The sequence below is a fragment of the Zoogloea oleivorans genome (assembly GCF_008107625.1).
Classification (GTDB): Bacteria; Pseudomonadota; Gammaproteobacteria; order Burkholderiales; family Rhodocyclaceae; genus Zoogloea; species Zoogloea oleivorans.
The window spans coordinates 95884-121965 of the sequence record NZ_SDKK01000006.1; the positions used below are offsets into that span (position 1 = coordinate 95884).

Below are 26082 nucleotides of genomic sequence, written 5' to 3' on the forward strand. Positions count from 1 at the left end.
AGTCACTCGATGCTCTCCCTGCGCGCCCTGCGCCGTCTCCTCCCCTGTTTCGCCTCTGCCCTGCTGAGCGGTACCGCGCTCGCCGACACCTACGAAGTCAAGCTCCCGCCGGAGCTGTCCACCGCACCGAAGATGTGCGACTACACCCCGTGCAAGGACGTCATGCCCGGCGCCACCTCGTTTTCCGAGCGCCGCGGCCAGCCGCCCTTCGTCGAAGCCTACAAGGACGAAGCCGGACAGAAAAAGCTCCTCGGCTACGTCATGCTGTCCACCGACATCACTGACATTCCGGCCTACTCAGGCAAGCCGGTCGTCACACTGATCGGCATGGACACCACCGGCCACTTCACCGGCGTCAAGATCCTCAAGCACTCCGAACCCATCCTGCTGCTCGGCATCCCCGAAACTGCGCTGGTCAAGTTCAACAACCAGTACCTCGGCAAGTTCGTCGGCGACAACATCGAGATCGGCAAATCCCGCCCCGACGAGCACCTCATCGGCCTCGACGCCATCACCGGCGCCACCGTCACCGTCATCGCCCAGAACCAGGTGATGATGACCTCCGGCAACGAAGTCGCCCGGCAGGTCGGCATCCTCAAACCGGTGCATCGCCCGCAGGCCAGATTCATCGCCTCCACCGCCACCCCCAGCTGGGCCGATCTGGTGGAAGACGGCAGCGTCCAGCGCCTTGTCGTCAAGGCCGAAGAGGTTGGCCTCAAGAGCGACGGCCGCCCCTACATGGACTTGTGGTTCGGCTACCTCAACGAGCCCGCCATCGGCCGGGCCATCCTGGGCAAGTATGCCTACGACGGCCTGATGAGCCGCCTGTTGCCCGGCGAACACGCCATCTTCATCGTCAAGACGGCCGGCATGGACTCCTTCAAGGGCTCCGGCTTCGTGCGCGGCGGCCTCTACGACCGGGTCCAGGTGCGCCAGGACAAGGACAGCTTCACCTTCCGCGACCTCGACTACGTGAACCTGTGGGGCGTGTCCGCCCCCGGCGCACCGGCCTTCGACGAATCGGCCATCTTCATCATCCGCGGCAAGAGCTTCTCGGCTGCCTACCCCTGGAAGCTGGTCTTCCTCGGCAACAAGATCGACAAGGAAACCTCCGCCAAGACCTTCGCCAACTTCGACAAGGAATACTGGCTCGACGCCAAATACCTCGAAGGCGGCCGCCCGCTCGTCATCAAGCCCGACCCCACCTGGCTCAAGGTGTGGAAGGAGCGCGCCGTCGAAATCGGCGCCTTCACCGTCTTCCTGCTGCTGATTTCGGCCGCCTACGCCAGCCGCGACAAGCTGGTACGCCGCTCCACCCACAAGAACAAGTGGCCGGTGAATGCCTTCAAATACACCGCCTGGGTGGTGTCCATCGGCTTCGTCGGCTTCACCGCCATGGCCCAGCCCTCCATCACCCAGGTGCTCACCTGGTTCCACTCCCTGCTCTTCCAGTGGAAGTGGGAGCTGTTCCTGTCCGATCCGCTGATCTTCGTCTTCTGGATCTTCATCATCGTCACGGTCTTCGTGTGGGGCCGCGGCTTCTTCTGCGGCTGGCTGTGCCCCTTCGGGTCCCTGTCGGAGCTGCTCTACAAGATCGGCCAGGCCGTCGGCCTCAAGCGCTTCCAGTTCCACCTGCCGCAAAAGCTGCACGACAAGCTCAAGTGGGTGAAATACGCCGTCTTCTTCGGCCTGCTGGCGGTGTCCTTCTTCAACATGGGCCTGGCCGAAAAGCTCGCTGAAGTCGAACCCTTCAAGACCACCTTCCTCGTCGGCATCATGAACCGCAGCTGGCCCTACAGCCTGTTCGCCGCCGGTTTGCTGGGCCTGTCGATCTTCACCGAGCGGCCCTTCTGCAAATACCTGTGCCCGCTGGGCGCCGCGCTGGCCATGCCGACCACCTTCCGCTGGTTCGGACTCAAGCGGAAGGACGAATGCACCTCGTGCAAGGCCTGCGCCAAGGGCTGCGGCTCGCTGGCCATCGACACCAAGGGCAACATCGACCAGCGTGAATGCATGCTGTGCCTCGACTGCATGGTTCTCTACTACGACGACCACGCCTGCCCGCCGCTGGCCCAGGAGCGCAAGCGCCGCACCAAGGCCGGCCAGCCCCTCACCCCGATCAATGGCAAGGGCTACTACATCCCGATCCACCCGGTTCCCGCCGACAAGAAGCAGGAAGGTGCCGCAGCATGACCATCGCCGACAAGACCGAACTCCGCCAGCCCGCTTACGGCAACGCCCACGGCCTCAAATGGTTGGCTGCCGAAGCCTGGGATCACCTGTGGCCGTGGGCCGGCCGCGGCCAGCCGGCGCGCAAGCTTATTCAGGGTGCAGGCTTTGCACTGGCCATCGCCGCCACGGTGGCGTGGGTGCTGGCCGCCATGGGCCGCCTCGAAGCCGGCGCCATCATCGGCTGGTGGTTTGGCTGGAGCGTGCTGGAAGTCTTCGTCCGCCTCGACGCCAAGCCCTACGTCAAGGAAGGCCCCTGGTGGGGCCACCTGTACCGCCGCGCGACGGTGATGGACATGATCTGCTACGTGAGCTTCAAGAATTTGCTCATCGGGGCTGTGTTGTTCATCGGCTTGAAGAGCATCGGCGCCCTGCAAGTATAGAGGCGACGTGCAGGGGCAAACTCAGTCGCCCCTGCAAATCCTTTCCCGACTGGCCCAAAGCGTCTCACGATTAATCGGAACACACTTCCGACGGGTCGAAACACTTATCCAGACTATCGAAAGACCTTTCCGATAGCCCAGAACATTGTTCCGACGACGCTCAAGACAGTTCCGGACTATCGGAACGTTTATACGGCCAGTCGGAAGACAGTTCTGGCCGGTCACAAGACATATCATTCAGCCCCGTTCTGCATCGTAGGCCGACAAACTCACTCCCGCAGCCGCCAGACATTCCCGCAGGTGCTTCACTTCGGTCTTGAGAAACTCGTTGCCGTGATGCGGGTGATGCACGAAGAACTCGTGGCGGTTCAAAACAATGCGAAAGCGCGCCCCGTGGCTGGGATCGATGCTCGCGCCGAGGTGATTGAGCAGGGATTCGACCTCGCGCCACTGGATGTTGCTGCTGATGGGGTCGCGAAAGATCGCTTCGAGAACATTGCGGTGTTTGTGGCTCATGGCATGGTCCTCCCGTTGATTGTGCCGGTCATTCTTGCACCGGCAGGGCCGCCCGGGTATGCGCAAACGCAACATCCATCGAAACGATGTCACCCCCCACTTGACCGGAAAGCCCAAATATTCATAGGCCCGGCCTGCTGCGGTCGCTATCATGCGCGACTTCTCTGTGCATTCCCCACCCATGATCACCCTCAAAAACGTCACCTTGCGCCGCGGCGCCAAGGTGCTGCTCGACAGCACGTCCGTCACCCTCAACCCCGGCGAAAAGGTTGGCCTGGTAGGCCGCAACGGCGCCGGCAAGTCCACCCTGTTCGGCCTGCTCAACGGCACGCTGCATGAAGACGGCGGCGATTACTCGATCCCGACCCAGTGGCGCATGGCCCAGGTCGCCCAGGACATGCCCGAGACCGAGCAAAGCGCCACCGCCTTCGTGATCGAGGGCGACACCGTGCTGCTCGCCGCCCAGAACGAAGTCACCGCTTCCGAGGCCACCGACGACGGCATGCGCATGGCCCATGCCTACATGGACCTGCACGACGCCGGCGCCCACGACGCCGAAGCCCGCGCCCAGGCCCTGATCCTCGGCCTCGGCTTCAAGGTGTCGGAACTCAACAACCCGGTGAACAGCTTCTCGGGCGGCTGGCGCATGCGCCTGCAACTGGCCCGCGCGCTGATGTGCCCGTCGGATCTGCTGCTCCTCGACGAGCCGACCAACCACTTGGACCTCGACGCCCTGGTGTGGCTGGAAGCCTGGCTCAAGCGCTACAACGGCACCCTCATCGTGATCAGTCACGACCGGGAATTCCTCGACGCCATCACCACTGTCACGCTGCACATCGACAACGCCAAGCTGGTGCGCTATGGCGGCAACTACAGCAAGTTCGAGGACATGCGCGCCGAGCAGCTCGAATTGCAGCAGGCTGCCGTTTCGAAGCAGGCCGACAAGATCGCCCACCTGCAGAAGTTCATCGACCGCTTCAAGGCCAAGGCCAGCAAGGCCAAGCAGGCCCAGAGCCGGGTCAAGGCGCTCGAACGCATGGAGAAGATCGCCCCGGTGCTCGCCGACGCCGACTTCACCTTCGAATTCCAGGAGCCCGCCAACCTGCCCAACCCCATGCTGGCCATGACGGACGTGAGCTTCGGCTACCCGCCCCTCGACGACGCCCCCGCCGGCACGCCGCCCACCGTCATCGTCAAGAACATCAACCGCTCGGTGCATGCCGGCCAGCGTCTGGGCATCCTGGGTGCCAACGGCCAGGGTAAATCGACGCTGGTGAAGACGGTGGCCCGCGCGCTGGCCCCGATCACCGGCGAGATCACCGAAGGCAAGGGTCTCAACATCGGCTACTTTGCCCAGCAGGAACTCGACGTGCTGCGTCCGCTGGACAACCCGATGGAGCACATGATCCGTCTGGCCAAGGACACCATCGCTGCCGGTGGCCGCGCCGTAGCCGGCCGCGAGCAGGACTTGCGCAGTTTCCTGGGCACCTTCAATTTCAGTGGCGAGATGGTCAAGCAGCCCGTGGGCACCATGAGCGGCGGCGAAAAGGCCCGGCTGGTGCTGTGCATGATCGTCTGGCAGCGCCCCAACCTGCTGCTGCTCGATGAGCCGACCAACCACCTGGACTTGGCCACCCGTGAAGCCCTCAGCGTGGCCCTCAACGAGTTCGAAGGCACCGTGATGCTGGTCAGCCACGACCGCGCCCTGCTGCGCGCCGTGTGCGACGAGTTCTGGCTGGTCACCCGCGGCGGCATCGAGCCCTTCGATGGCGACCTGGACGACTACCAGCGCTTCCTGCTGGCCGAAGCCAAGCGCTCCCGCGAGGCCGCCTGATCAGCCCAGGCGGTGCTCGATGACGTAACGGGTCAGCTCGGCGTTCGACTGGAGGCCGAGCTTTTCCACGATGCGCGTCCGGTAGGTGCTCACGGTTTTCACGCTCACCTGGAGCATCTCACCGATCTTCGTCAGCGAAGTGCCCTTGCTGAGCATCAGCAGCACTTCGGCCTCACGCCGTGACAGGGCTTCGTGGGCCATCTTGCGGCCGGTGGGCGCAACGCCCGCCAGCAGTTTCTCGGCCAGGGTCGGACTGACATAGCGCGATCCGGTCACCGCCGTGCGAATGGCGGTGAGAATCTGGTTGGGCGGGCTGTCCTTGTTGAGATAGCCGGAGGCGCCGGCCTCGAGGGACGGCATGGCGAACTCGTCCTCCGAGAACATGCTGAAGATCAGCACCGGCAGATTCGGGCGCAGGCGCTTGATCTGCTTGAGTACCTCCAGGCCACTCAGGTCCGGCAGGGCAATATCCAGCAGCACCAGACTCCACTCGCCAGTCTGGACCAGGGCAATCGCCTCCTGCCCGCTGGCGGCCTCGGCCGTAATGGCAAGGTCTTCGGTATCGGCCAGAAACTGGCGCAGGCCACAGCGCACTACCGCGTGGTCATCGACGATCAATACTGTCGCCATCATCCGTTCCCATGTTGTTTACCCAGTCTTCGAGCGGCAGGTGCAGGCTCAGGCAAGTGCCCTCGCCCGGGGTGCCGACGATCGACAGCCACCCTCCCAGATACTGGGCGCGTTCGTGCATGCCGATCAAGCCGAAGGAGTCGCTCTTGTGGCGGTCACTCTCGCTCAGGCCCACGCCGTTGTCACAGACTTCGACGGTCAGCATGCCCAGGTGCTTGTGCATGGTGATGTTGACCTGCGTGGCACTGGCGTGGCGGGCGATGTTGGTCAGGGCCTCCTGCACGATGCGAAAAACCGCGGTGTCACGCACTGGCGAGAGACTGAGGTATTTGGGCATATGCACCTTGGTGGCAATACCGGTCATGCGTGAAAAACCGGCGGCGTGCCAGTTTACCGTCGCCACCAGGCCGAGGGTGTCGAGCATGGCCGGGCGCAAACCGGCAGAGATGCGCTTGACGGTCTTGAGTGCGGCATCCACCTGCCCCAGCAGTTGATCGAAGCGGGCCTGCATCGGCGAATCGAGGGCCAGGCTGTCGACCGTGGTGGCCAGACCGAGCTTGAGCATGGTCAGCGTGCCACCGAGTTCATCGTGCACTTCGCGGGCAATTGTCGCGTTCTGTTCCTCGCGCACGGTTTCCAGGTGGGCCGCCAGCCGCTTGAGACGCCTGGCGCTCTCGGCCTCGGCCTCCACCGCCAGCTTGCGTTCGGTGATGTTCTTGTGCAGAACAACCATGCGCAGCGGCCCGATGCCCTGAAAACAGCTCAGGGTCAGGATGAACCAGCGGCGCTGGTCCGGGGAGTCGCATTCATATTCGATTGAAAAATCTTCGCGCCGCCCGGCGATGGCATGGCGAATGGCTTCTGCCACCTGCGTGGCAATGGCGCAGCCAGCCCGCGCCGCCGCATCGCAGATCACCAGATAGTTGGCGCCCTCGCTCATATTCTCCGGATCGCCATCGTTGGCCGACGCAAAGTCGCGCCAGGCGCGGTTCACCGCGATGATGAAACCGTCGGCATCGAGGACGCACAGCGATGAATTGAGGGCATCGATGGTGGCCCGCGTGAGGCGTTCGGACTCCAGCAAGGCGCGGCTGCGTGTCTCGGCCTCGAAGGTGCGGGCGGCCACTTTTTCTTCGAGGGTGTCGTTCAGGCGCAGCAGCGCCGCCTCCGCATCCTTGCGGGCGCTGATATCGGTGAGGCTGCCGACCACGCGCAACACCCGCCCGCTGGCATCACGGACAAGACGGGCGCTGTCGGAGAGATACATCCACCGGCCGTCGGCGTGGCGCATGCGGTATTCCACGTGAATCCGGTCGCGACGTGCCCGCATGCAGCGCACGACCTCGGCACGGATCAGGCGCAGATCGTCCGGATTGACCCGGGCCCGCCACCAGCTTCTGCTGACCTGCGACTCCACATCGCGGATTCCGAAAACACGGCTGAGACCAACGGAACAATAGGCCGAATCGGCATCCCGATCCCAGTCGTAGACCATGCCGGAAACGGCTTCCATGGCCAGCCGGAAGCGTGACTCGCTGGCCGCGCGGGCCACATCGGACTGTTTGAGTTCGGTAATGTCCTGGGTGCAGCCCAGACCGGCGAGCAGTTTGCCCTGCGAATCGAACTCGAGCTCGACCCGCTCCCTCACCCAGCGGATCTCGCTGCCCACCACGATGCGGTGCTCGATACAGTAGGGCTCGCCACGCAGGGCGGCGCGCCAGGATTCATCCACGAAAGCCCTGTCCTCGGGATGAATGGTGTCCAGGAAAGTCTGGTAGGTCAGCACGCCCCCCTTCGGTACGCCGAAGATGCGGTGGTTTTCATCCGACCAGTGCAGTTCGTTGCGCTGTACATCCAGCCGCCAACTGCCGGTCCGGGCAACAGCCTGGGCACGCTGAAGATCCGCCTCGCTGGTGCGCAACGACTGCTCGACCTTCTTCAGGCGACTGATGTCGAGGTTGATGCCTGTCCAGTGGGTGATCTCGCCGCGCTCGTTGCGTACCGCCACCCCGCGCGTCAGCACGTCGTGCCAGCCCCCATCGACGCCACGGACGCGATGCTCGACATCCCACACCGCGCCACTTTCAATGCACGCCAGCCAGGCACCGAGGGAGCGCTCGGCATCGTCGGGATGGAGCACGGAGAACCAGCCGAAATCGGCGCATTTCTCCTGGGTCAGCCCGACCAGCTTGAGAAAGGAATCGCTGGTGTACAGGTTGCGGCCGTCCGGGGCCGACACCCAGACACCGTATCTGATTGACTCACCGATGGCGCGATGAAGCCGCTCGCTGTCACGCAGCGCTGCCTCCATGCGCTTTCTCTCGGTGATCTCCATGATGAAGCCGTGCCACAGGATGCTGCCATCCTGTTCGCGCTGCGGCATCGAATGACCTTCAACCCACAGCTCGCCCTTGCGCGGATGGTTCACGCGGAACTCGGCCCGCCAGGCCGTCATGGTTCTGGCCGAGGCGGCAATGGTTTCGTTGACGTAGCCGAGGTCCCCGGAGTGCACCCGCGACAGCAGCGAAGCCGCGTTCTCGCGCACGTCTTCCGGACGCAGTCCGTAGAGCTTGTCGAGCGCGGCACTGGCATAAGGCATGCAGACGGAACCGTCCGGGCGCAACCTGAACGAGCAGATCACGCCCGGCACCGTCGCGGCGATTTTCACCAGCCAGCCCTGCAATTCAAGCGTCTCGTGCATTACGGCGCGTTACCCGGACATACCCCAGGCGAAAACTTTACTACGCGGCCTTCCTGGTCGTAGTGACGCTATTCACCACCGACTTCAACGCATCCGAAAAGTGGGCCTGATCCGCAGGAAACGACTTGAACAAGGCCTCCAGCTGGGCGAAAAAGACCCGCGTCACTTCCTCGGCACTCTGCGTACCGACCTTGAAGACTTCGACCTGGGTCTGGCTGCCGATGTCGCTGGCTTCGCGGAAATACTCGCTGACACGCTCCAGCTGCTTGGCGTACGCATTGAACAGTTCGTGAGGCTCCAGGGAGGTCTTGGCGGTCGTGCTGCCTTCGAGAAGCGAACGGAAAAAGTCGTTGTTCAGCGTAAAGAGTTGCTCGCTGGCCTTGAGGGTGACATCGTAAATGGACTTGAAAGCGTCCCCGTTGGCGGACGCCGCTTCGGCAATTTTTTGCAGATGGGTAATCGAATTCATGTAGGAAGTTCTCTCAAGTAAAAATTGAAATTCACCACAGCGCACCCACCGGAACGGTGGTGTGCGGCCTGTGAGGCATGTTTTCAAGCAACGCCATCCGGCTCCAGCAAGCCCAGCGCACGGGCGCTGATCTGGATGAAACTTGCCGCATACGGACTGCGGTAAGGACCGAACGCACACAAGGTATTCAGCACGGGGGTTTTACGCCCCGACTTTCTGTGTTTTTGCCGCAACAGGAAGTAATAACGATGAAGCCTGTCGTCGTCAGGACATTGATTGGCGTCGTGAAATGCATGCATTTCCCCTTTCGACATCCTGACGACCTGGCTGAGTGTTGTATGCAAAGCTGTCTCCTCCACTCATTACATTTCCGGACGTGAATCACGCCCGAAATAAACAAGTTGATCCCGGCGGACTTTCTGTGAAGCCCTGTAGGGAAAGTCGTGATCTATCGACGGAGTTAATGATCACATTGATTCCCCTGGCCGTCTGTCGGCACCCGGCCAAATCCGTGACGGAATTTGACAACCTCCCTGTAGGACATTTCCGACATGCTCGCCCCTTCTCCGGGGCACAGGCAAAACTAGCCTGTCAGCACCAGGTTGAGGTTTTTTCTCATGGCCGGACTGGGGATCTGCGGCAGGATGAGCCGCTGCAAAAAGGTGACCTGCAGATAGGTCAGGACGCCGGCCAGGACGAACACCAGCGGGTACTTCAGGTAAAAATCGACGCGGACGGCTTCGACCAGCGGGATGTGCCACAGGTAGGCCCAGATGCTGTTCTGCGCCATGAAGCGCACCGCCACGTAAAAGGGCGAGACCTGTACCAAGGCCAGCAGGCGCCCGGACAGCAGCCAGAGCAGTGACGACACGCCCAGCGCGTAGGAAAGGTAGTAAAGCAAGGGCGGGTATTTGAACGCCTGGGTCGGCACGAAGCGCCCTTCGACAAGGTACAAGCCGACGCCAAAGGCCGCACAGATCAGCAACCCGCCCCCGGCCAGCAGGGCAATCTGGCTACGGCGCAACGTGTTGAAGCGCAGGCCGATGGCAAACAGGATGGCGAAAGGCACCAGATACAGGAACATTTCCTCGAACAGCGCTCCGGCAAGGCCCTGCAAGGGCGGCTTGAGCACGAAAACCAGCGCTTCGTAGGCCGCGTACACGAGGCCCAGCGTCGCGAAATAGCGTCCCTGCCCCGGCGTCCGGCGATGGAAGTGCAGAATCAGCGGCGACACCAGGGCCACCAGCAAAAAGATGCGGATGATCCACACGTAACCGATACCCGAGCGCAGCAGATAGCTCGACACAAGAACGTCGGTGTCCGGCACATGAATCAGCAGGCCGGTCACGCCGACAAAGGCAAAATAGGCACTCAGAAAGATCCACACCGGAAACACCAGTCGCTTGATGCGCTTCCAGACATAGGCCATGTAAGGCTCATCGCGCCACGCCAGCCCAAAGGAAATCCCCGACAGCAGGACCATCAACGGCACATCGAAATTCCTGAACTGAAACAACAGCGTCGGCGCGCCCACATGGGCCATGACAACCATGGCCAGGCCCACGAATCTCAGCAGATCAACTTTCTCGTCTCTCACTTGCCACTCCACCCGATAAGACAGGCTCATTGGTTGCAGCCGGAGCATAGCTGCCAGCGCCATGCCCGGGTTCGGGGTACGGCGGGAAGCTTGTCAAATTCACACAAATCAAGGCTGAGTGCGGCATTGCGTCGCACACTGGCAGCCGTTCAGGATACCTTTGCGCTCATGCGACCAGCCCTCAAACCCTTTTGTCTCGTCCGTTCCTGCATCGCAGCCCTGCTGCTGGCAGGGCTGGCCTGGCCGGCCTGCGGCGCCGAATGGCTGGTGCAGCCGGGAGAGTCGATCCAGGCGGCCATCGTCAAGGCTGCCGCCGGCGACACGGTTCGCGTAGCCCGGGCCCGTTATACGGAAAACCTGCGCATCGAGAAACCCCTCAAGCTCATTGGCATGGACCGGCCAACTGTTTCGGGCGGCTTGAAGGGCGACACGATCCGCGTGGTGGCGCCGGACGTGAGCATCGAAGGCTTCATCATCAGCGACTCGGGGGCCAGCCTCGGCGGGCAGAACGCGGGCATCTACATCCAGCCCGGCGCCCACCGGGCCAGGGTGGCGCACTGTGATTTCAGCTATACCCTGTTCGGCCTGTGGATCGAAAAGGTGGACGATGTGCGCATCGAGCACAACCTCATCACCGGCAAGCGCGACCTCGACTCGTCCCAGCGCGGCAACGGCATCCAGATCTACAACACCACCGGCGCGCAGATCATCGGCAACAACATCAGCTTCGTGCGCGATGCGATCTACGTGGATGTGTCCCACCACGCGGTGTTCCGCGGCAACCGGATGCACCACAGCCGCTACGGCACCCACTACATGAACTCCCACTACAACCTGTGGGAGGGCAACGACAGCTATTTCAACCGCGGCGGCCTGGCGCTGATGGAAGTGCGCAACCAGGTGGTGCGCAACAACCGGGCATGGGGCAACACCGATCACGGCATCATGCTGCGCACCATCCAGGACTCGCTGGTCGAGAACAACGTGGTGGCCGGCAACACCCGTGGCTTCTTCATCTACGACGCCGAGTACAACACCTTGCGCGGCAACCTGGTGGTGGACAACCAGGTCGGCATGCACGTGTGGGCCGGCTCGGTGCGCAACGCGGTCGAGAAGAACGACTTCATCTCCAACCGGGAGCAGGTGAAATATGTCGCCGCCCGGGACGAGCCCTGGGGCGTCAAGGAAGGCAACCACTGGAGCAACTACGTGGGCTGGGATCGCAACGGCGACGGCCACGGTGACGTGCCCTACGAGGCCAACGACATGGTCGACCGCCTGTCGTGGCGGCACCCGATGGTCAAGCTGCTGCTGGCCAGCCCGGCCATCCAGACCCTGCGCCTCATCGCCCAGCAGTTTCCGCTGATGCGCGCCCCCAGCATCGTGGACAAGAACCCGCGCATGCGCCCCGAACATTCCGATTGGAGAAACTGGCTTGGCAAGCAATATCGTTGAAGCCCGCGGGGTGACCAAGGATTTCGGCACCGTACAGGCAGTAAAAGGTGTCGACCTGTCCATCGCCCCCGGCGAACTTTTCGGCCTGATCGGCCATAACGGCGCCGGCAAGAGCACCCTGTTCAAGATGATGCTCGGCCTGATCCCCATCACCGCAGGCGAAATCCGCCTCGACGGCGATCTGGTGAACGGCCCGCGCTTCCGCGAGACCCGTCGCAAGATCGGCTACCTGCCCGAAAACGTGGTGCTCTACGACAACCTCACCGGCCTCGAGACCCTGCACTTCTTCGCCGACCTGAAGGCCGTGGCACGCAAGGAATGCCCTGCGCTGCTGGAAAAGGTCGGCCTCTCGAATGCCGCCGGCCGGCGCGTGCGGGAATACTCCAAGGGCATGCGCCAGCGCCTCGGCTTCGCCCAGGCCCTGCTCGGCACGCCGCGCCTGCTTTTTCTCGACGAACCGACCACCGGCCTCGACCCCGGCGCCATCCGCGACTTCTACCGCATCCTGCGCGAACTGAAAGGCGAAGGCGTGACGATGGTCCTGACCTCCCACATCCTGGCCGAGATCCAGGAGCGGGTCGATCGCCTCGCCATCATGGAAGACGGCCGCATCCGCGCCACCGGCACCGTGCAGGAACTGCGCGAAGGCATGAACCTGCCGCTGACACTCGAGATTGCCGGCGGCGCCGGCCTGCGCGAACAAGTCGGCCGTGTGCTCGAAGGGCTGGCCATCGAAAGCATCGAAGAAACCGGCAACACCCTGCACATCCGCCTGCCCCGCGACGCCAAGATGCCCGCCCTGACCCGCCTCGCCACCCTCGGCGACACCATGCGCGACCTGCACGTGCGCGAGCCGTCCCTCGAAGACGTGTTCTTCGGCTACCGGAACTGAGCCCATGTTTTCCATCGACTTCAGACAGATCGGCATCATTGCCGGCAAGGAATTCTGGGACCGCATCCGCAACCGCTGGGTGCTGGCGGTCGGCATCGTGTTCACCGTGTTTGCACTGGTCATCGCCTACTTCGGCGCGGCCCAGCAGGGCGCGGTGGGTTTCCGCTCCATCGACGTGACCATCGCCTCACTGGTCAGCCTGGTGATCTACCTGATCCCGCTGATCGCCCTGATTCTCGGCTTCGACGCCATCGTCGGCGAGCGCGAACGGGGCTCGCTGGATCTGCTGCTCACGTTGCCGATCACCCGCAAGGAACTCATCCTCGGCAAGTACGCGGGCCTCGCCGGCGCGCTGGCCTTCTCGACCATTGCCGGTTTCGGTGCGGTGGGGGTGATCCTGTCACCGCAGCTCAACCTCAACGCCCTCTTCCACTACGCCGGCTTCATGGGTTCGGCCATCCTGCTCGGCTTCGCCTTCCTGAGCCTGGCGGTGATGCTGTCGGTGTTTGCCGCCGACCGTACCCGCGCCTCGGGCCTCGCCATCGGCATGTGGTTCTTCTTCGTGCTGGTCTTCGACCTGCTGCTGCTCGGCGCGCTGGTGGTCACCGCCGGCGACTACGGCGGCGACATCTTCCCCTACCTGCTGCTGCTCAATCCGGCCGACGTGTTCCGCGTCCTCAACGTGTTCAGCCTCGACGAAGTACGCACCCTGTATGGCCTTGCCACCGTCTTCCCCGAAGCCCTGAGCAACCCTGCCACCCTCGGCGGCGTGATGCTCGCCTGGATTGTCGGCCCCCTCGCGGTGGCCATCTGGAGATTCGAACGATGAAAGTTGCGCCCCTCGTTACCCACACCGTCGTCCTCCTGCTCGTCGCCAGCCTGATGGCCGCCTGCGGCAAGACCGCCGACAACACCGTGACGCCCGTTGAAATCACCAAGGACAGCTACTGCTCGCTCGACGGCATGCTCCTCGGCGACTATCCCGGCCCCAAGGCCCAGATCCATTACGCCGGCCAGCCCGAACCCGAACTCTTCTGCGACACCACGGAAATGTTCTCCCTGCTCCTCAAGCCCGAACAGGCCCGCAAGGTGACCGCGGCCTATGTGCAGGATCTGGACAAGACCAGCTGGGATACCCCCAAGGGCGCCTGGACCGACGCGAAAACCGCCTTCTACGTGGTCGGCTCCAAGAAGCGCGGCGCCATGGGCCCGACGATCCCGTCCTTCGGCACCCGCGAAGGCGCCCAGAAGTTTGCCGACAGCGAAGGCGGCAAGGTTTACCCCTTCGCCGAGATCACCCCCGACATGGCCCGCCTCGACGGTGGCGCCCTCCAAGACCAGAGGATGTGAACATGGAATCCTTCTACAAGAACCTTGCCGTCGAAGATGCAGCAGAAATCGAACGGATCGCCAGGCTGATGTACGACGTGCGCACGGCGCGCGACGAAGTGCTGTGCCGCCTCGGTGCCGCCGACGAAGCGCAAGCCCTTCAATGCATCGTCAGCGGCGAGCTGTCCGAACACCCCAACTACGAGTACTACCTGTCGGCACGCATCCTCACCGATCTGCACGGCCAGGTACGGGCCGAGCTGGCCACCCGCACCCAGGAGGTCCAGGGAAAATGAGCCTGCATTTCGATCTTGCAACACGCATCGACGAAACCTATGGCGAGCGCCTCGAAGGCCCTGCCGAGGTCAAGCTCGATGCCCTCGTCGTGCGCCTGGACAATGGCGTAACCCTCGAAGCGCGCATCGCCGCCCCCAATGCCTACGCCATCGCCTGGGCCTGGGGCGAGGCCGAACTGCGCATCGACACCGCGCCCGTTCACAAGGATCTGGCGACCTTCCCGAACCACTTGCATGCCGCGGACGGCAACTTGTACCACGATCCGCTAACCCGCTGCGGCGCCGCTCCGTGGGACAACCTGCGCGCCGTCATCGACTGTGTGCTCAATGACCCGCTGCTTGAAGACCGCGTCAGCACCGCGAGCGCCAGATCATGATCCGCCGCCTGCTACCCGCTCTTCTGGCCGCACTCATGCTCGGCCAGCCGGTCGCCGCCAGCGCCGCCGATCTGTCGCCCCAGCAAGTGCAGCGCGCCACCCGCTGCCCGGTGTGCGGCATGTACCCCTCCCGCACACCCCAATGGACGGCGCAGATCGTCTTCAACGACCAGAGCGCCAGCAGCTTCGACTCGCCGGTCGACCTGTTCCGTTTCATGGGCAACATGGCGCTCTTTGACAAGCAGCACAAGGTTGCCGACATCGGCGCCATCTACGTGGCCGACTACAACACCAAGGCGTGGACCGACGCAAAGAAGGCCTTCTTCGTCCTCGGCTCCAAGGCCCTCGGCCCGATGAACGACCCGAACCTGCCGGCCTTCGCCACGCGGCCGACCGCCGAGGCCTTCGCCAAGGCCCAGGGCGGCAAGGTGCTGGCCTTTGGTGAAGTGACGCGGGATGTGATCAAGAGCCTTAACAGCGGGGGGCACCAGCACTGAGCCCAAACGCTCACGGTGCCTCGCTGGCGTAGGCAATCCGGTAGCGCCGCCCGTCCCAGTACAGCAGCACATCGACGCCCGCCTCGGTACCGAGCAGGATGCCATCGCCCCGCCAGCGCCGCGCAAATTGCCGCCATGCCAGCGCCGCCGGGTCGTTGCGCGACAGAATATGGACGGGCTTGTCACCCTCTTCCCAGATCGGGGTCGCAAAGAAGCGACGGTTCTGGATCACGGTGCAGGCGGCAGACGGTGTCCCGCCGCCGAGGGCCAGCACCAGCGCCATGGCAGCCCGATCGAAGGGCCGCTGGCGATCGCGCCACGGATCGCGCGCCCATTCCCTCCCCGCCGCAGGCCGGGCAGCGGCTGGCGGAAGAGTCCATAGCCGGTCGATGACTCCATCACCATTGAAATCCCCAGTCCACACCCGCGTGTCCTGCGCTGGCGGACCGAGCGTACAAGGAGCCGAATCGGCCGTTGCCGCGCCCATGTACAAAGCGCCCCCCGTGAGCAGCACGCCTGCCAGAAATCGTACGAAAACCCTCATGGCATGGCCAGCCGGGTCTTCCAGTCGTTCAGAAAAGGGGTCGGATCGATCAGATCACTGCGCCGCATGAAGGCCACGCCGTCGGCCCGCCGGGCGGAAATCTCCCTGGCGACAGACAGCGGCCCACTGCCGCTGCCCTTGTACATCTCGAAGTGGAGCATGGCGCTTGGCACCTTGATGCCGACCAGCAGCCCGACCTGGGCGATGGGCTGCCCCAGCCTTACCTTGTCGCCCTTGCGCAGGGCGCAACCCCGCTTGATCTCCCCGTAGCGAATCACGAAATCGCCGTGGTCGACCTCCAGGGCGTCGGTTTCCGCGTAGAACAGGTAGGGGTCGCGCATCACCACGCCATCGCGCACCGCGTAGATCGTGCGCCCGACCGGAGCATACAGATCGCAACCGGCATGGGCCCGCTGGCCGCCGCTGCGGTTGGAACCAAAGGCGCGCGGCGCATGGATCCAGTCGGCAACAGCCGCCTTCGCAAACGGAAAGCAGGCCTCCCCGGCCGACGGTGGTTCGACGACACCATTCTCTGCACCAGCGAGCTTTTGCCAGGTTCGCCCGCCCGGATCAATGACCCCGTCCGGCCCGATCCCGACCAGGCTCTGGAAAGCCTTGATCGCCTTGACCGTATCCGATTTGGTGGGCGGCTTGGCGATGCCGCCATCAATGCCGCGGGGATCAAGCTCGGGCCGCCCCAGTTGCCCTGCCGCCCGGGTCAGCAGTTGCTGGACGGTCACAACATCGTCCTTCAGGTTCCTGGCGCCCTTCTCCCACGCGCCTACCGATGCACCGATTTCCATCATCGTCTCCTTCGGAAGCGCCGATGCTTCGCGGGTGTCGCGACACCGCCCCCTGTGTTCCAGCATAGTTCATCGCAGGGACCTGTCATCCCGGGCGCCAGACGAAAAAAAGCCCGGCCGAAAATTGTGGCCGGGCCTTGGCGCGCGGGGGTGCGCGCGGAGGAGAAATGATCCGCTGGCGTGCTTATTCGGCCTTGCTGACGATGAAGTCGACCGCAACCTTCACGTCGTCATCGCTGAGGGACGGGCTGCCGCCCTTGGCCGGCATGGCGCCCTTGTTGCCATTGAAGCCTTCGATGGCGTGCTTGTAGAGGGTGTCCTTGCCCTGGGCGATGCGCGGGCCCCAGTCGGCCTTGTCGCCCAGCTTGGGGGCGCCGGCCACGCCAGTCTGGTGGCACATGGCGCAGGTCTTCTTGAAAACATCGGCGCCCTTGCCGCCATCGGCTGCAGCAACGGGGGCCGGTGCGGCAGCGACAGGTGCCGGTGCGGGAGCTTCGGTCTTCGGCGCCTCGGACTTGCCACAGGCGGCAAGCAGGGCAACCAGGACGAGGGGAAGGAGTGTTGTAGTACGCATGGGGCTCTCTGTGGTCTGTTATTGGGGCCGGGACCCGCAGGTCGGTTTATGGAGACGATGCTATTCCTTCCCCCTGCCTCCCCTCATTGACCCGAATCAATTGAGAAAACAGAGCCCTGAAAACACGCTGTCGGCACCGTCAACGCGAACGGGCCAGATCCACATCCGCCCCGTTCTTCTCGTCGGAGTACGGCGTCAGACGCCCCGCCTGGCTGCTGGCATAGCAGCTGACGATCACGTTGCTGATTGGTTTGGTCTTGTGCAGCACCTCCACCGCACAGCGCCCGAAGACACCCTCGATGGTCGCCAGCAGGTTGCGGGCGTAGGGTGTTTCAAGCTTGCCGTCGAGAATCAGGTTGGCCAGCAGCACCCCATCGGACGCCAGCGCCCGGCGCGCATCCTGCCAAAACTCTCGCGTCACCAGATGGCCGGGGATCGAGGTGTGGCTGCTGAACACATCCACCACCACCGCGGCGTAACGCTTGTCGGTGCTCTTCACGTAGCGGCGGGCGTCGTCCACGATGAACTCGCCGCGGATCGGCGCCTTCAGGAAGCGTTGCTCGGCGATGTCGCGGATCTTCGGGTCGATATCGACGAAGGTGTAGCGGTTGACCGGCTCCCGGTGCGACAGGGTAAAACCACCGGCACCGAGCACCAGGACATCCTTGTCCGTGAAGGCCAGTTCCTCCAGCAGAATGTGGCGCAGGTGCTGCACGTAGCGGGCATAGTGGGTCGGCTCGCTGTCGTCCATCAACGAGGCCAGCGAGTTGTTCACGAAGAAGGCACGCGGGCTGACATGCCCCGGCAAACTGACCGGCGTCACGGCGTAATCGGCGTAGGCCGTATCGAGCACGTCCGAGGCCGGCAGCAGGTTGATGGCCGCGCCAGCCAGCCCGGCCAGCGCCGCCGCCCCCCAGGCACGCCAGTTCCGCTCGGCCAGGCGCAGGCTGCCCAGCACCAGCAGGATCGCGCAGATCAGCACCGCCGCCGACACACCAAGCCACTGCATCACCCCCAGCGACAAACTCAGGGAACCGAGGAATGAGCCCAGCGTGGACCAGTACAGCGCATAACCGCTGGCCTCGCCGGCCCGGGCGTGCTTCATCAGGTTGGTGAGCACCGGCACTGTCTGCCCGAGCAACCAGGCCAGCGGGCACAGCACGCCGCCAATGAAGAACAGATAGGCCAGCCCCACCGGCTGCACATGGGCAAACAAGCCATCCACCGTCACCCGCGCCAGCCCGAAGCCGGCGAGCAAAGCCGAAATCAAAAAGTTGCGCGCCACCACCGCCGTGAAGCGTTCGGCCACCCTGGCCCCCGAGGCGTAGCCAAGGGCCAGCGCCAACAAAAAGAAGCCGATGGTCGGCGCCGTCACCACGATGGCACTGCCTACGTGGGGCACCAGCCGGCGCAGGGCGATAACCTCGGCGCCGAGGGAGCAAAAACCTTCGATGAAGACGATCAGATAGAGCAGGTGTCGGGGCATGGGCGGCTCAGGTCGGTGCGGTATTCAGGGCATCCTGCCAGGCCGCAACCATGGCCGGATGGAAGGCTTCGTGGCCGCAGCCGTCTATCCAGACCAGACGGCTGCCTTTGATGCGGGCATGGATGCGCTCGGCGTTGGCGGGCGGACAAACCTGGTCGAGGCGACCGTGGATCAGCGTCACCGGCAGGTTTGAGAGGGAAGCGCAGGCGTCGAGAAAAGCGGCTTCGTCGACAAAGCAGCCAGCAACGAGGTAGTGAGCCTGCAAGCGGTACTTGAGGACCAGACGGTCAAGCTCGGCGGCGGTCAGCAGAGCGTCCGGCGCCGATGGCTCTGCGATCGCCCGTTCATAGCGGCACCAGGCCAGGGCGGCGGCACGGGCAGCCTCCACGTCCGCGCCATTCAGCCGGGCCTGCAAGGCCGCGAGCAGGTCGCCACCTCCGGCCTCGGGCAACGCGGCCGAAAACACACGCCACCCATCCGGACGCACCGCCGCCAGCCCCTGAAAGAACCACGCCAGATTCCCCGCCCCCGGCATGAACACGCTGCGCACCACCACGCCGGACGTCGCCTCCCGGTAGGCCGCCGCATACGCCAGCGCCAGCGTCGCCCCCCACGACCCGCCCGTCACCCGCCAGCGGGCAATGCCCAGATGGCGGCGCAGGCGCTCGATGTCAGCGATCAGGTCGGCCGTCGTATTGGCGCGGATCTCGCCCGCCGGCAATGAACGCCCGGCGCCGCGCTGGTCGAAGAAGACCACGTAATGCCGCATCGGGTCGTACAGCTCCCTGAAGCGCGGACTACAGCCACTCCCCGGCCCGCCATGCAGCACCAGCACCGGCTCACCTGCCGGCTTACCCCAGATTTCGACGTACAACTGATGACCATCGCCAACAGGCAGCAGGAAGGAGGACAGGCTAGGCATGGCACGCAGCAGGACGACAGGTATCCCGAATCATGATTTTCGTGAGGCGGGAGTATGCCGCCCTTTGCCACACTGTGCGCCACGGTACTGCCAACCGGCAGACCGGAAATCACCAACCAATAATCTGGAGATCAACCATGACCTGGACCACCCCGCAAGCTTGCGATCTGCGTTTCGGCTTCGAAATCACCATGTACATCGCCGCCAAGTAATTTCTGCGCCGCGACGGCGGCCGGCTTCAGACCCCCTGAACGGCCGCCCCTGCTCCCCTTCAGCCTGCCTGCCCCGCCCCATGAAAATCCGCGTTCTCGGTTCCGCCGCCGGCGGTGGTTTCCCCCAGTGGAACTGCAACTGCCGCAACTGTCAGGGGGTGCGCGAAGGCAGCGCCAACTACCGTCGCCGTACCCAATCGTCGATTGCCGTGAGCGCCGACGGCGCCCGCTGGACCCTGGTCAACGCCTCGCCCGACATCCTCCAGCAGTTCCAGTCCTTCCCCGGCACCTGGCCCACGGGCGGCCTGCGCGGCTGCGGCATCGAATCCGTGGTGCTCGTAGACGCCCAGATCGACCACACCACCGGCCTCTACATGCTGCGCGAAAAAGGCAGCCCGTGGCCCATCTGGACCACCGATCCGGTCTTTGAAGACCTGACCCGCGGCAACCCGATCCTGCACCTGCTCGAACACTACTGCGGCGTAGCCCGTCGCGCCCTGCCCCTCGATGGCCACAGATTCCACCCGGAAGGCTCCGCCCTGCTCGACTGGCACGCCATGCCCTTGCTGTCCGCCGCCCCACCCTACTCGCCCCACCGGGGCAATCCGGTGCCCGGCGACAACATCGGCCTCACCATCCGCGACCCGGCCACCGGCAAGCGCGTCTTCTACTCCCCCGGCCTTGCCGAAGTCGACGACGCCGTCTTCGATGCCATGGCCGGCGCCGACTGCGTGATGGTGGACGGCACCTTCTGGACCGACGACGAGATGATCACCCTCGGCTTGTCGAAAAAGCGCGCCCGCGATATCGGCCATCTCGCCCAGAGCGGCCCCGGCGGCATGATCGAGCAGCTCAACCGCCTGCCGAAGCACGTGCGCCGCATCCTCATCCACATCAACAACACCAACCCGATCCTCGACGAAAGCTCGCCCGAACGGGCCATGCTCAACGCCGCCGGGATCGAAGTCGCCTTCGACGGCATGGAGATCGATCTGTGAGCAACGCCAGCACCCTGCGTCCGTGGACGCCCGAAGAGTTCGAAGCCCAGCTGCGCGACAAGGGCGCCGCCTACCACATCCACCACCCCTTCAACGTCATGCTCAACACCGGCAAGGCAACGCGGGAACAGATCCAGGGCTGGGTGGCGAACCGCTATTACTACCAGATCATCATTCCCCAGAAGGACGGCGCGGTGCTCTCCAACTGCCCCGACCGGGAAGTGCGCCGCGAATGGATCCAGCGCATCCTCGATCATGACGGCCATGGCGACGACGCCGGCGGCATCGAAGCCTGGCTGCAGCTCGGCCAGGCCGTCGGCCTGACCCGCGAGGAAATCGTCGACCAGCGCCACGTGATTCCCGCCGTGCGCTTTGCCTGTGACGCCTACCTCAACTTCTGCCGCCAACGCCCCTGGCAGGAATCGGTGTGCTCCAGCCTCACCGAACTCTTCGCCCCCACCATCCACAAGCAGCGCCTCGCCAACTGGCCCGAGCACTATCCGTGGATCGAGTCCGACGGCCTGCAATACTTTCGCAACCGCGTCACGCAAGCCCGGCGCGACGTGGAACAAGGGCTGGCCGTCACGCTGGGCTACTTCGACACCCGCCCGCTGCAGCTCAAGGCCCTCGACATTCTCAAGTTCAAGCTCGACATCCTGTGGTCGATGAACGACGCCATGATGCTGCGCTACGGCCTCGAAGGCGGCGTCAAATAAGCCCTCTGTGGGTCGGACTTCAGTCCGACCCACACACACCACTCCGGAGTCTTGAATGATCCCGACCCTCGCCCGCCCGCGCATCAACCGCCTGTTCCGCTTCCAGTGGGAGCCGGCCCAGCAGGCCCACGTGCTGCTCTACCCGGAAGGCATGGTCAAGCTCAACCAGAGCGCCGGCGAAATCCTCAAGCGCTGCGACGGCATTCGCAGCGTCACCGAAATCGTCGCCGACCTGGAAGCCGCCTTCAACGCCAGCGGCCTGGCCGCCGAGGTGGATGCCTTCCTGCTCATGGCCGAAGCCCAGAACTGGATCGACTGGAACCCAAGCTGACATGAACGCCCCTCTGCTCGTCCCGCCCCAAGCCCTGAAGCGCGCCGGCCCCCTGTGGCTGCTGGCCGAAGTCACCTACCGCTGCCCGCTGCACTGCGCCTTCTGCTACAACCCGGTGGACTTCGCCCAGGCCGGGCCGGAACTGAGCACCGAAGACTGGCTCAAGGTGATCCGCCAGGCCCGCGCACTCGGCGCCGCCCAGTTCGGTATCTCCGGCGGCGAACCGCTGGTGCGGGACGACATCGAGATCCTCGTCGCCGAAGCCCGCCAGCTCGGCTTCTACACCAACCTCATCACCTCCGGCGTCGGCCTCACCGAAGCCCGCCTCGCGGCCCTGAAGGAAGCCGGGCTCGACCACATCCAGCTGTCCTTCCAGGACGCCACAAAAGAAGCCAACGACCTCATCACCAACACCCGCACCTTCGAGCTGAAACGCAAAGTGGCCGCCATGACCAAGGCCGCCGGCTACCCCACGGTGATCAACTGCGTGCTGCACCGGACCAACATCGACCACCTCGACCGCATCATCGAGATGGCGGTGGAGATCGGCGCCGAATACCTCGAACTGGCCAACACCCAGTACCACGGCTGGGCCTTCCTCAACCGCCAGTCCCTGATGCCCACCGAAGCCCAGCTGGCCGAAGCCGAAGCCGTCACCGAACGCTGGAAGGCCAAACTGGGCAAGAAGATGCGCATCCTCTTCGTCACCCCCGACTACCAGACAAAGAAACCCAAGAAGTGCATGAACGGCTGGGGTGAAGTCTTCCTGTCCATCACCCCCGACGGCCTGGCCTTGCCCTGCCACACCGCCCGCATGCTGCCGGGGCTGGAATTCCCCGACGTGCGCGAGCACGACATCGACTGGATCTGGCATGAATCCCCGCTCTTCAACCGCTTCCGCGGCACCGCCTGGCTGCCGGAAACCTGCCAGAGCTGCGAGGACAAGGAGAAGGACCACGGCGGCTGCCGCTGTCAGGCCTTCATGCTCACCGGCGATGCGGGCGCCACCGACCCGGTGTGCCCCAAGTCGCCGGATCACGCCCTGATCGAAAAGGCACTGGCCGAAGCCGAGCGGCCCACCCTTGTGAAGCCGCTGGTTTTCCGTGACCCGAAGAACTCCGTGAAACTGGGACGAGCCTTCTAGGGAGCAGCCGCCCCTGAGGCGCATGTTAAGATCGCCGGAAGTTCGGTTCCACTTCCATGCCTCTTTCCAGACTCCGCCCCACCCTGATTGCCTTCGCGGCAACCTGTGCCGCTGGCGCATGCACCACCACCCCGGTGTCCACCGCACCGCACAGCGTGCCCGCGCAGCGGCCCCCTGAAGAACCGGCAAGCGCTGGCGCGCCCTCCAGCCGTCCGCCCCCGAGCGTCCCTTCCAAGGCCAAACCTGCGCGCAGCGACAAGGACAAGCCCCCACGAACGGACAAACCGGGCAGCCGCCCCGATGTCGTCAGCGAGGAAGACGCCCCCGAGCCCCCGTTTCGCGGGCCGGCATGGCTGTCCCTGTGCATCAGCCGGCAGATCGAAGGCGGCCTGATTCGCTGCGACGCGAACGATCTCCTCACCCAACCGTCGCCCCAGGTCAAGGTTTTCACCCGCGATCCGGCAGCCGCCATCCGCACCGCAACCGGCACCATCGAGCTGCGCAGCAACCTCCCCTACAAATACCGTTTCTTCGTCGTTCCCTGACACGCGCCGGGCAGCCGCATTTGCGCCTGGCAACATGCCTGCAACAAAGCGGAGATTCAATGGCACCGACACTCGGCCACCTGCGCCGAAAGGGAGATGCCATCACGCACGAATTAACCATCACCGCGCTGGAAGCCGACGACGACACCAGCCGGGATGCGGCCACCAACATCCTGTTCCTCGCCTTCGCCAACCCGGAACGCTACAGCCGGGCGCGCATCACCGAGCAACTGACGCCTGCCGCGCAGCCCTTCTACCGCCACTTCCTCATCGCCCGCCACGGTGACGAGGTCGTCGGCATCGGCGGCATCAAGGCTGCCGACTGGGCCAGCGACACCCACATCCTGTATCTCTCGGCGGTCACCGAACACGCCCGCGGCCAGGGCATCGCCCGCGCCCTGATCGCCGCACGCATCGCCTGGGCCATGGAGAACTTCCCCCACGGCCGCCTGCTGGTGTCCACCGCGCGGCCGCGACGCTTCTCCCGGCTCGGCTTCCGGCTGATGGGCAAACGGGAAGCCGGCGGACGCCGCCTGATGCTGCTGGAGTTCTAGCCCGCACAGCCAATTCCGGTGCTGCGCCAAGGCCTTGTATAATCGCGGGCTTCTCTGCTTTTCCGCCCCCACACCATGTCCGCCGTACAAGAAATCGCCCGCCGTCGCACCTTTGCGATCATCTCCCACCCCGACGCGGGCAAAACCACGCTGACCGAAAAGCTCCTGTGGTTCGGCGGCGCCATCCAGGTGGCCGGTGAAATCCGCGCCCGCAAGGCCGCCCGCCACGCCACCTCCGACTGGATGGAACTGGAAAAGCAGCGCGGCATCTCGGTCACCTCCTCGGTGATGCAGTTCCCCTACCGCGACTGCGTCATCAACCTGCTCGACACCCCGGGCCACGAAGACTTCTCCGAAGACACCTACCGCACCCTCACCGCCGTCGACTCGGCGGTCATGGTGATCGACTCGGTGAACGGCGTCGAAGCCCAGACCATCAAACTGCTCGCCGTGTGCCGCCTGCGCGACACGCCCATCGTCACCTTCATCAACAAGCTCGACCGCGAAGGCCGCGAACCCATCGAGCTGCTCGATGAAATCGAATCGGTGCTGGGCATCCAGTGTGCCCCGATGACCTGGCCGATCGGCATGGGCAAACGCTTCCGCGGCGTCTATCACCTCTACAACGACAGCATCCAGTTCTTCGACCCGCAGGCCGAAAAGGGCACCTCCGAGATCATCAAGGGCCTCGACAACCCGCGCCTCGACGAAGTGATCGGCGACCAGGCCGACGAGCTGCGCATGGACATCGAACTGGTGCGCGGCGCCTCCCACACCTTCGACCGCGAAGCCTATCTGGCCGGCAAGCAGTGCCCGGTGTTCTTCGGCTCGGCGGTGAACAACTTCGGCGTGCAGAGCCTGCTCGACGCCGTGGTGGACCTCTCCCCCGCGCCGCTGGCCCGCCCGTCCAAGACCCGCCAGGTGCAGCCCGACGAAGACAAGTTCTCCGGTTTCGTCTTCAAGATCCAGGCCAACATGGACCCGAAGCACCGCGACCGCATCGCCTTCATCCGCGTCTGCGCCGGCCGCTTCGAGCGCGGTGGCAAGCTCAAGCAGGTATCCACCGGCAAGAGCCTGGCCATCAACAACGCCATCACCTTCATGGCGCAAGACCGCAACACCACCGACGAAGCCTGGGCCGGCGACATCATCGGCATCCCCAACCACGGCACCATCCACCTCGGCGACACCTTCACCGAAGGCGAAGACCTGCAATTCACCGGCATCCCGAGCTTCGCCCCGGAATACTTCCGCCGCGCGCAAATCAAGAACCCGCTGAAGATGAAGCAGCTGCAAAAGGGCCTCGAACAGCTCGCCCAGGAAGGCGCCACCCAGCTCTTCCGCCCGACCACCACCAACGAACTCATCCTCGGCGCCGTCGGCACCCTGCAGTTCGACGTGGTGGCCCACCGGCTTGAGTTCGAATACGGCGTCGATGTGATGTTCGAATCCTGCAGCTACGTCACCGCCCGCTGGCTGCGTGGCTCCGAAGCCGACCTGCGCGCCCTCGCCGACAAGTCCCCCGCCAATATGGCCTTCGACGGCAACGGCGACTACGTCTACCTGGCCCCCAACCGGGTCAACCTGCAAATGGCGCAGGAGCGCTTCCCGGACATCAAGTTCCTGGAAACGCGCGAGATCTACTGACGCAAGCCATTCAACACGGTGTCGAGGGGCTCAAAACCCCTCGACCCTACGTGGCAAGCGAATCGCAAAACGTGTGAGGCACCCCATCTTGACGATGCTGGCCGCCTCCGCGACCTTCTTCACAGCCCGCAGCACCCTCCCTTCATCCAGACAGGGCAACTGGATACCCAATACCTCCCGGTAAAAGAACAGCAAGGCCGACCAGGCCTGTGTCTGCGTCGCGACACTAACAGGTCGATGCAAAACGCCGAGAAACCGCGCAGGCCGGTCCCTTCGCTATTTGATTTCTCATGACTTCATTCCCGGAATTGGCTTCCCAATCCCGTTTTGATGCCCATCGAATGGGCCGGGGAATGGGCTTTCGCCCAATTCCGGGTGCCGCTTCATGCCGCACTCCCCGC

General features: G+C 64.2%; 29 protein-coding genes. 18 read left to right on the plus strand and 11 right to left on the minus strand.

Annotation, left to right across the window (positions count from 1 at the left end):
* Window positions 1–9 precede the first annotated feature (9 nt).
* Window positions 10–2193, plus strand: coding sequence for a NosR/NirI family protein (locus ETQ85_RS07660; RefSeq protein ID WP_148578453.1), 2184 nt, complete (start codon window positions 10–12; stop codon window positions 2191–2193).
* The gene (locus ETQ85_RS07665) at window positions 2190–2612 is read left to right on the plus strand and encodes a transcription regulator (protein ID WP_148578454.1); all 423 of its coding nucleotides are present in this window, start codon (window positions 2190–2192) and stop codon (window positions 2610–2612) included. The genes ETQ85_RS07660 and ETQ85_RS07665 overlap by 4 nt, the downstream gene beginning before the upstream one ends.
* A gap of 237 nt (window positions 2613–2849) precedes the next feature.
* Here the strand turns inward: ETQ85_RS07665 and ETQ85_RS07670 are convergent, their stop codons facing one another.
* Window positions 2850–3128, minus strand: a complete 279-nt coding sequence (locus ETQ85_RS07670; RefSeq protein ID WP_148578455.1) for a type II toxin-antitoxin system HicA family toxin — start codon at window positions 3126–3128, stop codon at window positions 2850–2852.
* Between the two features lie 181 nt (window positions 3129–3309).
* Here ETQ85_RS07670 and ETQ85_RS07675 point away from each other — a divergent pair, with 181 nt between their 5' ends.
* Window positions 3310–4962, plus strand: coding sequence for an ABC-F family ATP-binding cassette domain-containing protein (locus tag ETQ85_RS07675; RefSeq protein ID WP_148578456.1), 1653 nt, complete (start codon window positions 3310–3312; stop codon window positions 4960–4962).
* Here the strand turns inward: ETQ85_RS07675 and ETQ85_RS07680 are convergent, their stop codons facing one another.
* The 5 genes from ETQ85_RS07680 to ETQ85_RS07700 form a co-directional block, all read right to left on the minus strand.
* Window positions 4963–5592, minus strand: a complete 630-nt coding sequence (locus ETQ85_RS07680; protein WP_148578457.1) for a response regulator — start codon at window positions 5590–5592, stop codon at window positions 4963–4965.
* Window positions 5567–8293 carry a PAS domain-containing protein gene (locus tag ETQ85_RS07685; RefSeq protein ID WP_148578458.1) on the minus strand — a complete coding sequence of 909 codons (2727 nt, stop codon included), beginning with the start codon at window positions 8291–8293 and terminating at the stop codon, window positions 5567–5569. The genes ETQ85_RS07680 and ETQ85_RS07685 overlap by 26 nt, the downstream gene beginning before the upstream one ends.
* A 40-nt stretch (window positions 8294–8333) precedes the next feature.
* The gene (locus ETQ85_RS07690; protein WP_148578459.1) at window positions 8334–8762 is read right to left on the minus strand and encodes a phasin family protein; all 429 of its coding nucleotides are present in this window, start codon (window positions 8760–8762) and stop codon (window positions 8334–8336) included.
* Between the two features lie 83 nt (window positions 8763–8845).
* Entirely contained in the window at window positions 8846–9106 is a 261-nt protein-coding gene (locus ETQ85_RS07695) for a hypothetical protein (protein ID WP_148578460.1), read from the minus strand.
* 239 nt (window positions 9107–9345) lie between these two features.
* Window positions 9346–10359: an acyltransferase family protein gene (locus ETQ85_RS07700; RefSeq protein WP_187394625.1), complete on the minus strand. Its 1014-nt coding sequence runs from the start codon at window positions 10357–10359 to the stop codon at window positions 9346–9348.
* A 168-nt stretch (window positions 10360–10527) separates the two neighbouring features.
* Here ETQ85_RS07700 and ETQ85_RS07705 point away from each other — a divergent pair, with 168 nt between their 5' ends.
* From ETQ85_RS07705 to ETQ85_RS07735, 7 genes are read left to right on the plus strand one after another with little or no spacing between them, the layout of a single operon-like run.
* Window positions 10528–11814 carry a nitrous oxide reductase family maturation protein NosD gene (locus tag ETQ85_RS07705; protein WP_148578462.1) on the plus strand — a complete coding sequence of 429 codons (1287 nt, stop codon included), beginning with the start codon at window positions 10528–10530 and terminating at the stop codon, window positions 11812–11814.
* Window positions 11795–12706 carry an ABC transporter ATP-binding protein gene (locus ETQ85_RS07710; protein WP_246128680.1) on the plus strand — a complete coding sequence of 304 codons (912 nt, stop codon included), beginning with the start codon at window positions 11795–11797 and terminating at the stop codon, window positions 12704–12706. Before ETQ85_RS07705 ends, ETQ85_RS07710 begins: the two co-directional genes overlap by 20 nt.
* Before the next feature lie 13 nt (window positions 12707–12719).
* A complete protein-coding gene (locus ETQ85_RS07715; protein ID WP_148578600.1) occupies window positions 12720–13535 on the plus strand; it encodes an ABC transporter permease in 816 nt (271 codons plus the stop codon).
* Window positions 13532–14056: a nitrous oxide reductase accessory protein NosL gene (locus tag ETQ85_RS07720; RefSeq protein WP_148578463.1), complete on the plus strand. Its 525-nt coding sequence runs from the start codon at window positions 13532–13534 to the stop codon at window positions 14054–14056. The genes ETQ85_RS07715 and ETQ85_RS07720 overlap by 4 nt, the downstream gene beginning before the upstream one ends.
* A 2-nt stretch (window positions 14057–14058) precedes the next feature.
* Window positions 14059–14331, plus strand: a complete 273-nt coding sequence (locus ETQ85_RS07725; RefSeq protein ID WP_148578464.1) for a hypothetical protein — start codon at window positions 14059–14061, stop codon at window positions 14329–14331.
* Window positions 14328–14708 carry a toxin-antitoxin system TumE family protein gene (locus ETQ85_RS07730; RefSeq protein WP_148578465.1) on the plus strand — a complete coding sequence of 127 codons (381 nt, stop codon included), beginning with the start codon at window positions 14328–14330 and terminating at the stop codon, window positions 14706–14708. The genes ETQ85_RS07725 and ETQ85_RS07730 overlap by 4 nt, the downstream gene beginning before the upstream one ends.
* Entirely contained in the window at window positions 14705–15205 is a 501-nt protein-coding gene (locus ETQ85_RS07735; RefSeq protein WP_148578466.1) for a nitrous oxide reductase accessory protein NosL, read from the plus strand. The genes ETQ85_RS07730 and ETQ85_RS07735 overlap by 4 nt, the downstream gene beginning before the upstream one ends.
* A 10-nt stretch (window positions 15206–15215) precedes the next feature.
* Here ETQ85_RS07735 and ETQ85_RS07740 read toward each other — a convergent pair whose 3' ends face one another.
* From ETQ85_RS07740 to ETQ85_RS07760, 5 genes are all read right to left on the minus strand, one after another.
* Window positions 15216–15629 (minus strand): hypothetical protein, encoded by a 414-nt coding sequence (locus tag ETQ85_RS07740; RefSeq protein WP_187394626.1) that lies wholly within the window; start codon window positions 15627–15629, stop codon window positions 15216–15218.
* Between the two features lie 116 nt (window positions 15630–15745).
* Window positions 15746–16552, minus strand: a complete 807-nt coding sequence (locus ETQ85_RS07745; protein WP_222862101.1) for a peptidoglycan DD-metalloendopeptidase family protein — start codon at window positions 16550–16552, stop codon at window positions 15746–15748.
* A gap of 184 nt (window positions 16553–16736) precedes the next feature.
* Complete coding sequence (locus ETQ85_RS07750) at window positions 16737–17126, minus strand: c-type cytochrome (protein WP_148578469.1); 390 nt, start codon at window positions 17124–17126, stop codon at window positions 16737–16739.
* Window positions 17127–17265: 139 nt separating this feature from the next.
* Entirely contained in the window at window positions 17266–18612 is a 1347-nt protein-coding gene (locus ETQ85_RS07755) for a fused MFS/spermidine synthase (RefSeq protein ID WP_148578470.1), read from the minus strand.
* A 7-nt stretch (window positions 18613–18619) separates the two neighbouring features.
* Window positions 18620–19534, minus strand: a complete 915-nt coding sequence (locus ETQ85_RS07760; RefSeq protein WP_148578471.1) for an alpha/beta fold hydrolase — start codon at window positions 19532–19534, stop codon at window positions 18620–18622.
* Window positions 19535–19671: 137 nt separating this feature from the next.
* On the opposite strand from ETQ85_RS07760, the gene pqqA reads away from it, so the two are divergent.
* The 8 genes from pqqA to ETQ85_RS07795 all read left to right on the plus strand — a co-directional run bounded on the left by pqqA (window position 19672) and on the right by ETQ85_RS07795 (window position 25681).
* Entirely contained in the window at window positions 19672–19746 is a 75-nt protein-coding gene (gene pqqA / locus ETQ85_RS27435; protein ID WP_139379539.1) for a pyrroloquinoline quinone precursor peptide PqqA, read from the plus strand.
* 80 nt (window positions 19747–19826) lie between these two features.
* Entirely contained in the window at window positions 19827–20744 is a 918-nt protein-coding gene (gene pqqB, locus ETQ85_RS07770; RefSeq protein ID WP_148578472.1) for a pyrroloquinoline quinone biosynthesis protein PqqB, read from the plus strand.
* Window positions 20741–21460 (plus strand): pyrroloquinoline-quinone synthase PqqC, encoded by a 720-nt coding sequence (gene pqqC / locus ETQ85_RS07775; protein ID WP_148578473.1) that lies wholly within the window; start codon window positions 20741–20743, stop codon window positions 21458–21460. Before pqqB ends, pqqC begins: the two co-directional genes overlap by 4 nt.
* A gap of 55 nt (window positions 21461–21515) precedes the next feature.
* Window positions 21516–21791 (plus strand): pyrroloquinoline quinone biosynthesis peptide chaperone PqqD, encoded by a 276-nt coding sequence (gene pqqD / locus ETQ85_RS07780; protein ID WP_148578474.1) that lies wholly within the window; start codon window positions 21516–21518, stop codon window positions 21789–21791.
* A 1-nt stretch (window position 21792) separates the two neighbouring features.
* The gene (pqqE, locus tag ETQ85_RS07785) at window positions 21793–22935 is read left to right on the plus strand and encodes a pyrroloquinoline quinone biosynthesis protein PqqE (protein WP_148578475.1); all 1143 of its coding nucleotides are present in this window, start codon (window positions 21793–21795) and stop codon (window positions 22933–22935) included.
* A gap of 56 nt (window positions 22936–22991) precedes the next feature.
* Entirely contained in the window at window positions 22992–23480 is a 489-nt protein-coding gene (locus ETQ85_RS26160) for a hypothetical protein (RefSeq protein ID WP_187394628.1), read from the plus strand.
* Between the two features lie 59 nt (window positions 23481–23539).
* On the plus strand, window positions 23540–24034 hold the full coding sequence (locus ETQ85_RS07790; protein WP_187394629.1) for a GNAT family N-acetyltransferase: 495 nt from the start codon (window positions 23540–23542) through the stop codon (window positions 24032–24034).
* A 75-nt stretch (window positions 24035–24109) separates the two neighbouring features.
* Window positions 24110–25681: a peptide chain release factor 3 gene (locus ETQ85_RS07795; protein ID WP_148578477.1), complete on the plus strand. Its 1572-nt coding sequence runs from the start codon at window positions 24110–24112 to the stop codon at window positions 25679–25681.
* The last annotated feature ends 401 nt before the right edge of the window (window positions 25682–26082 follow it).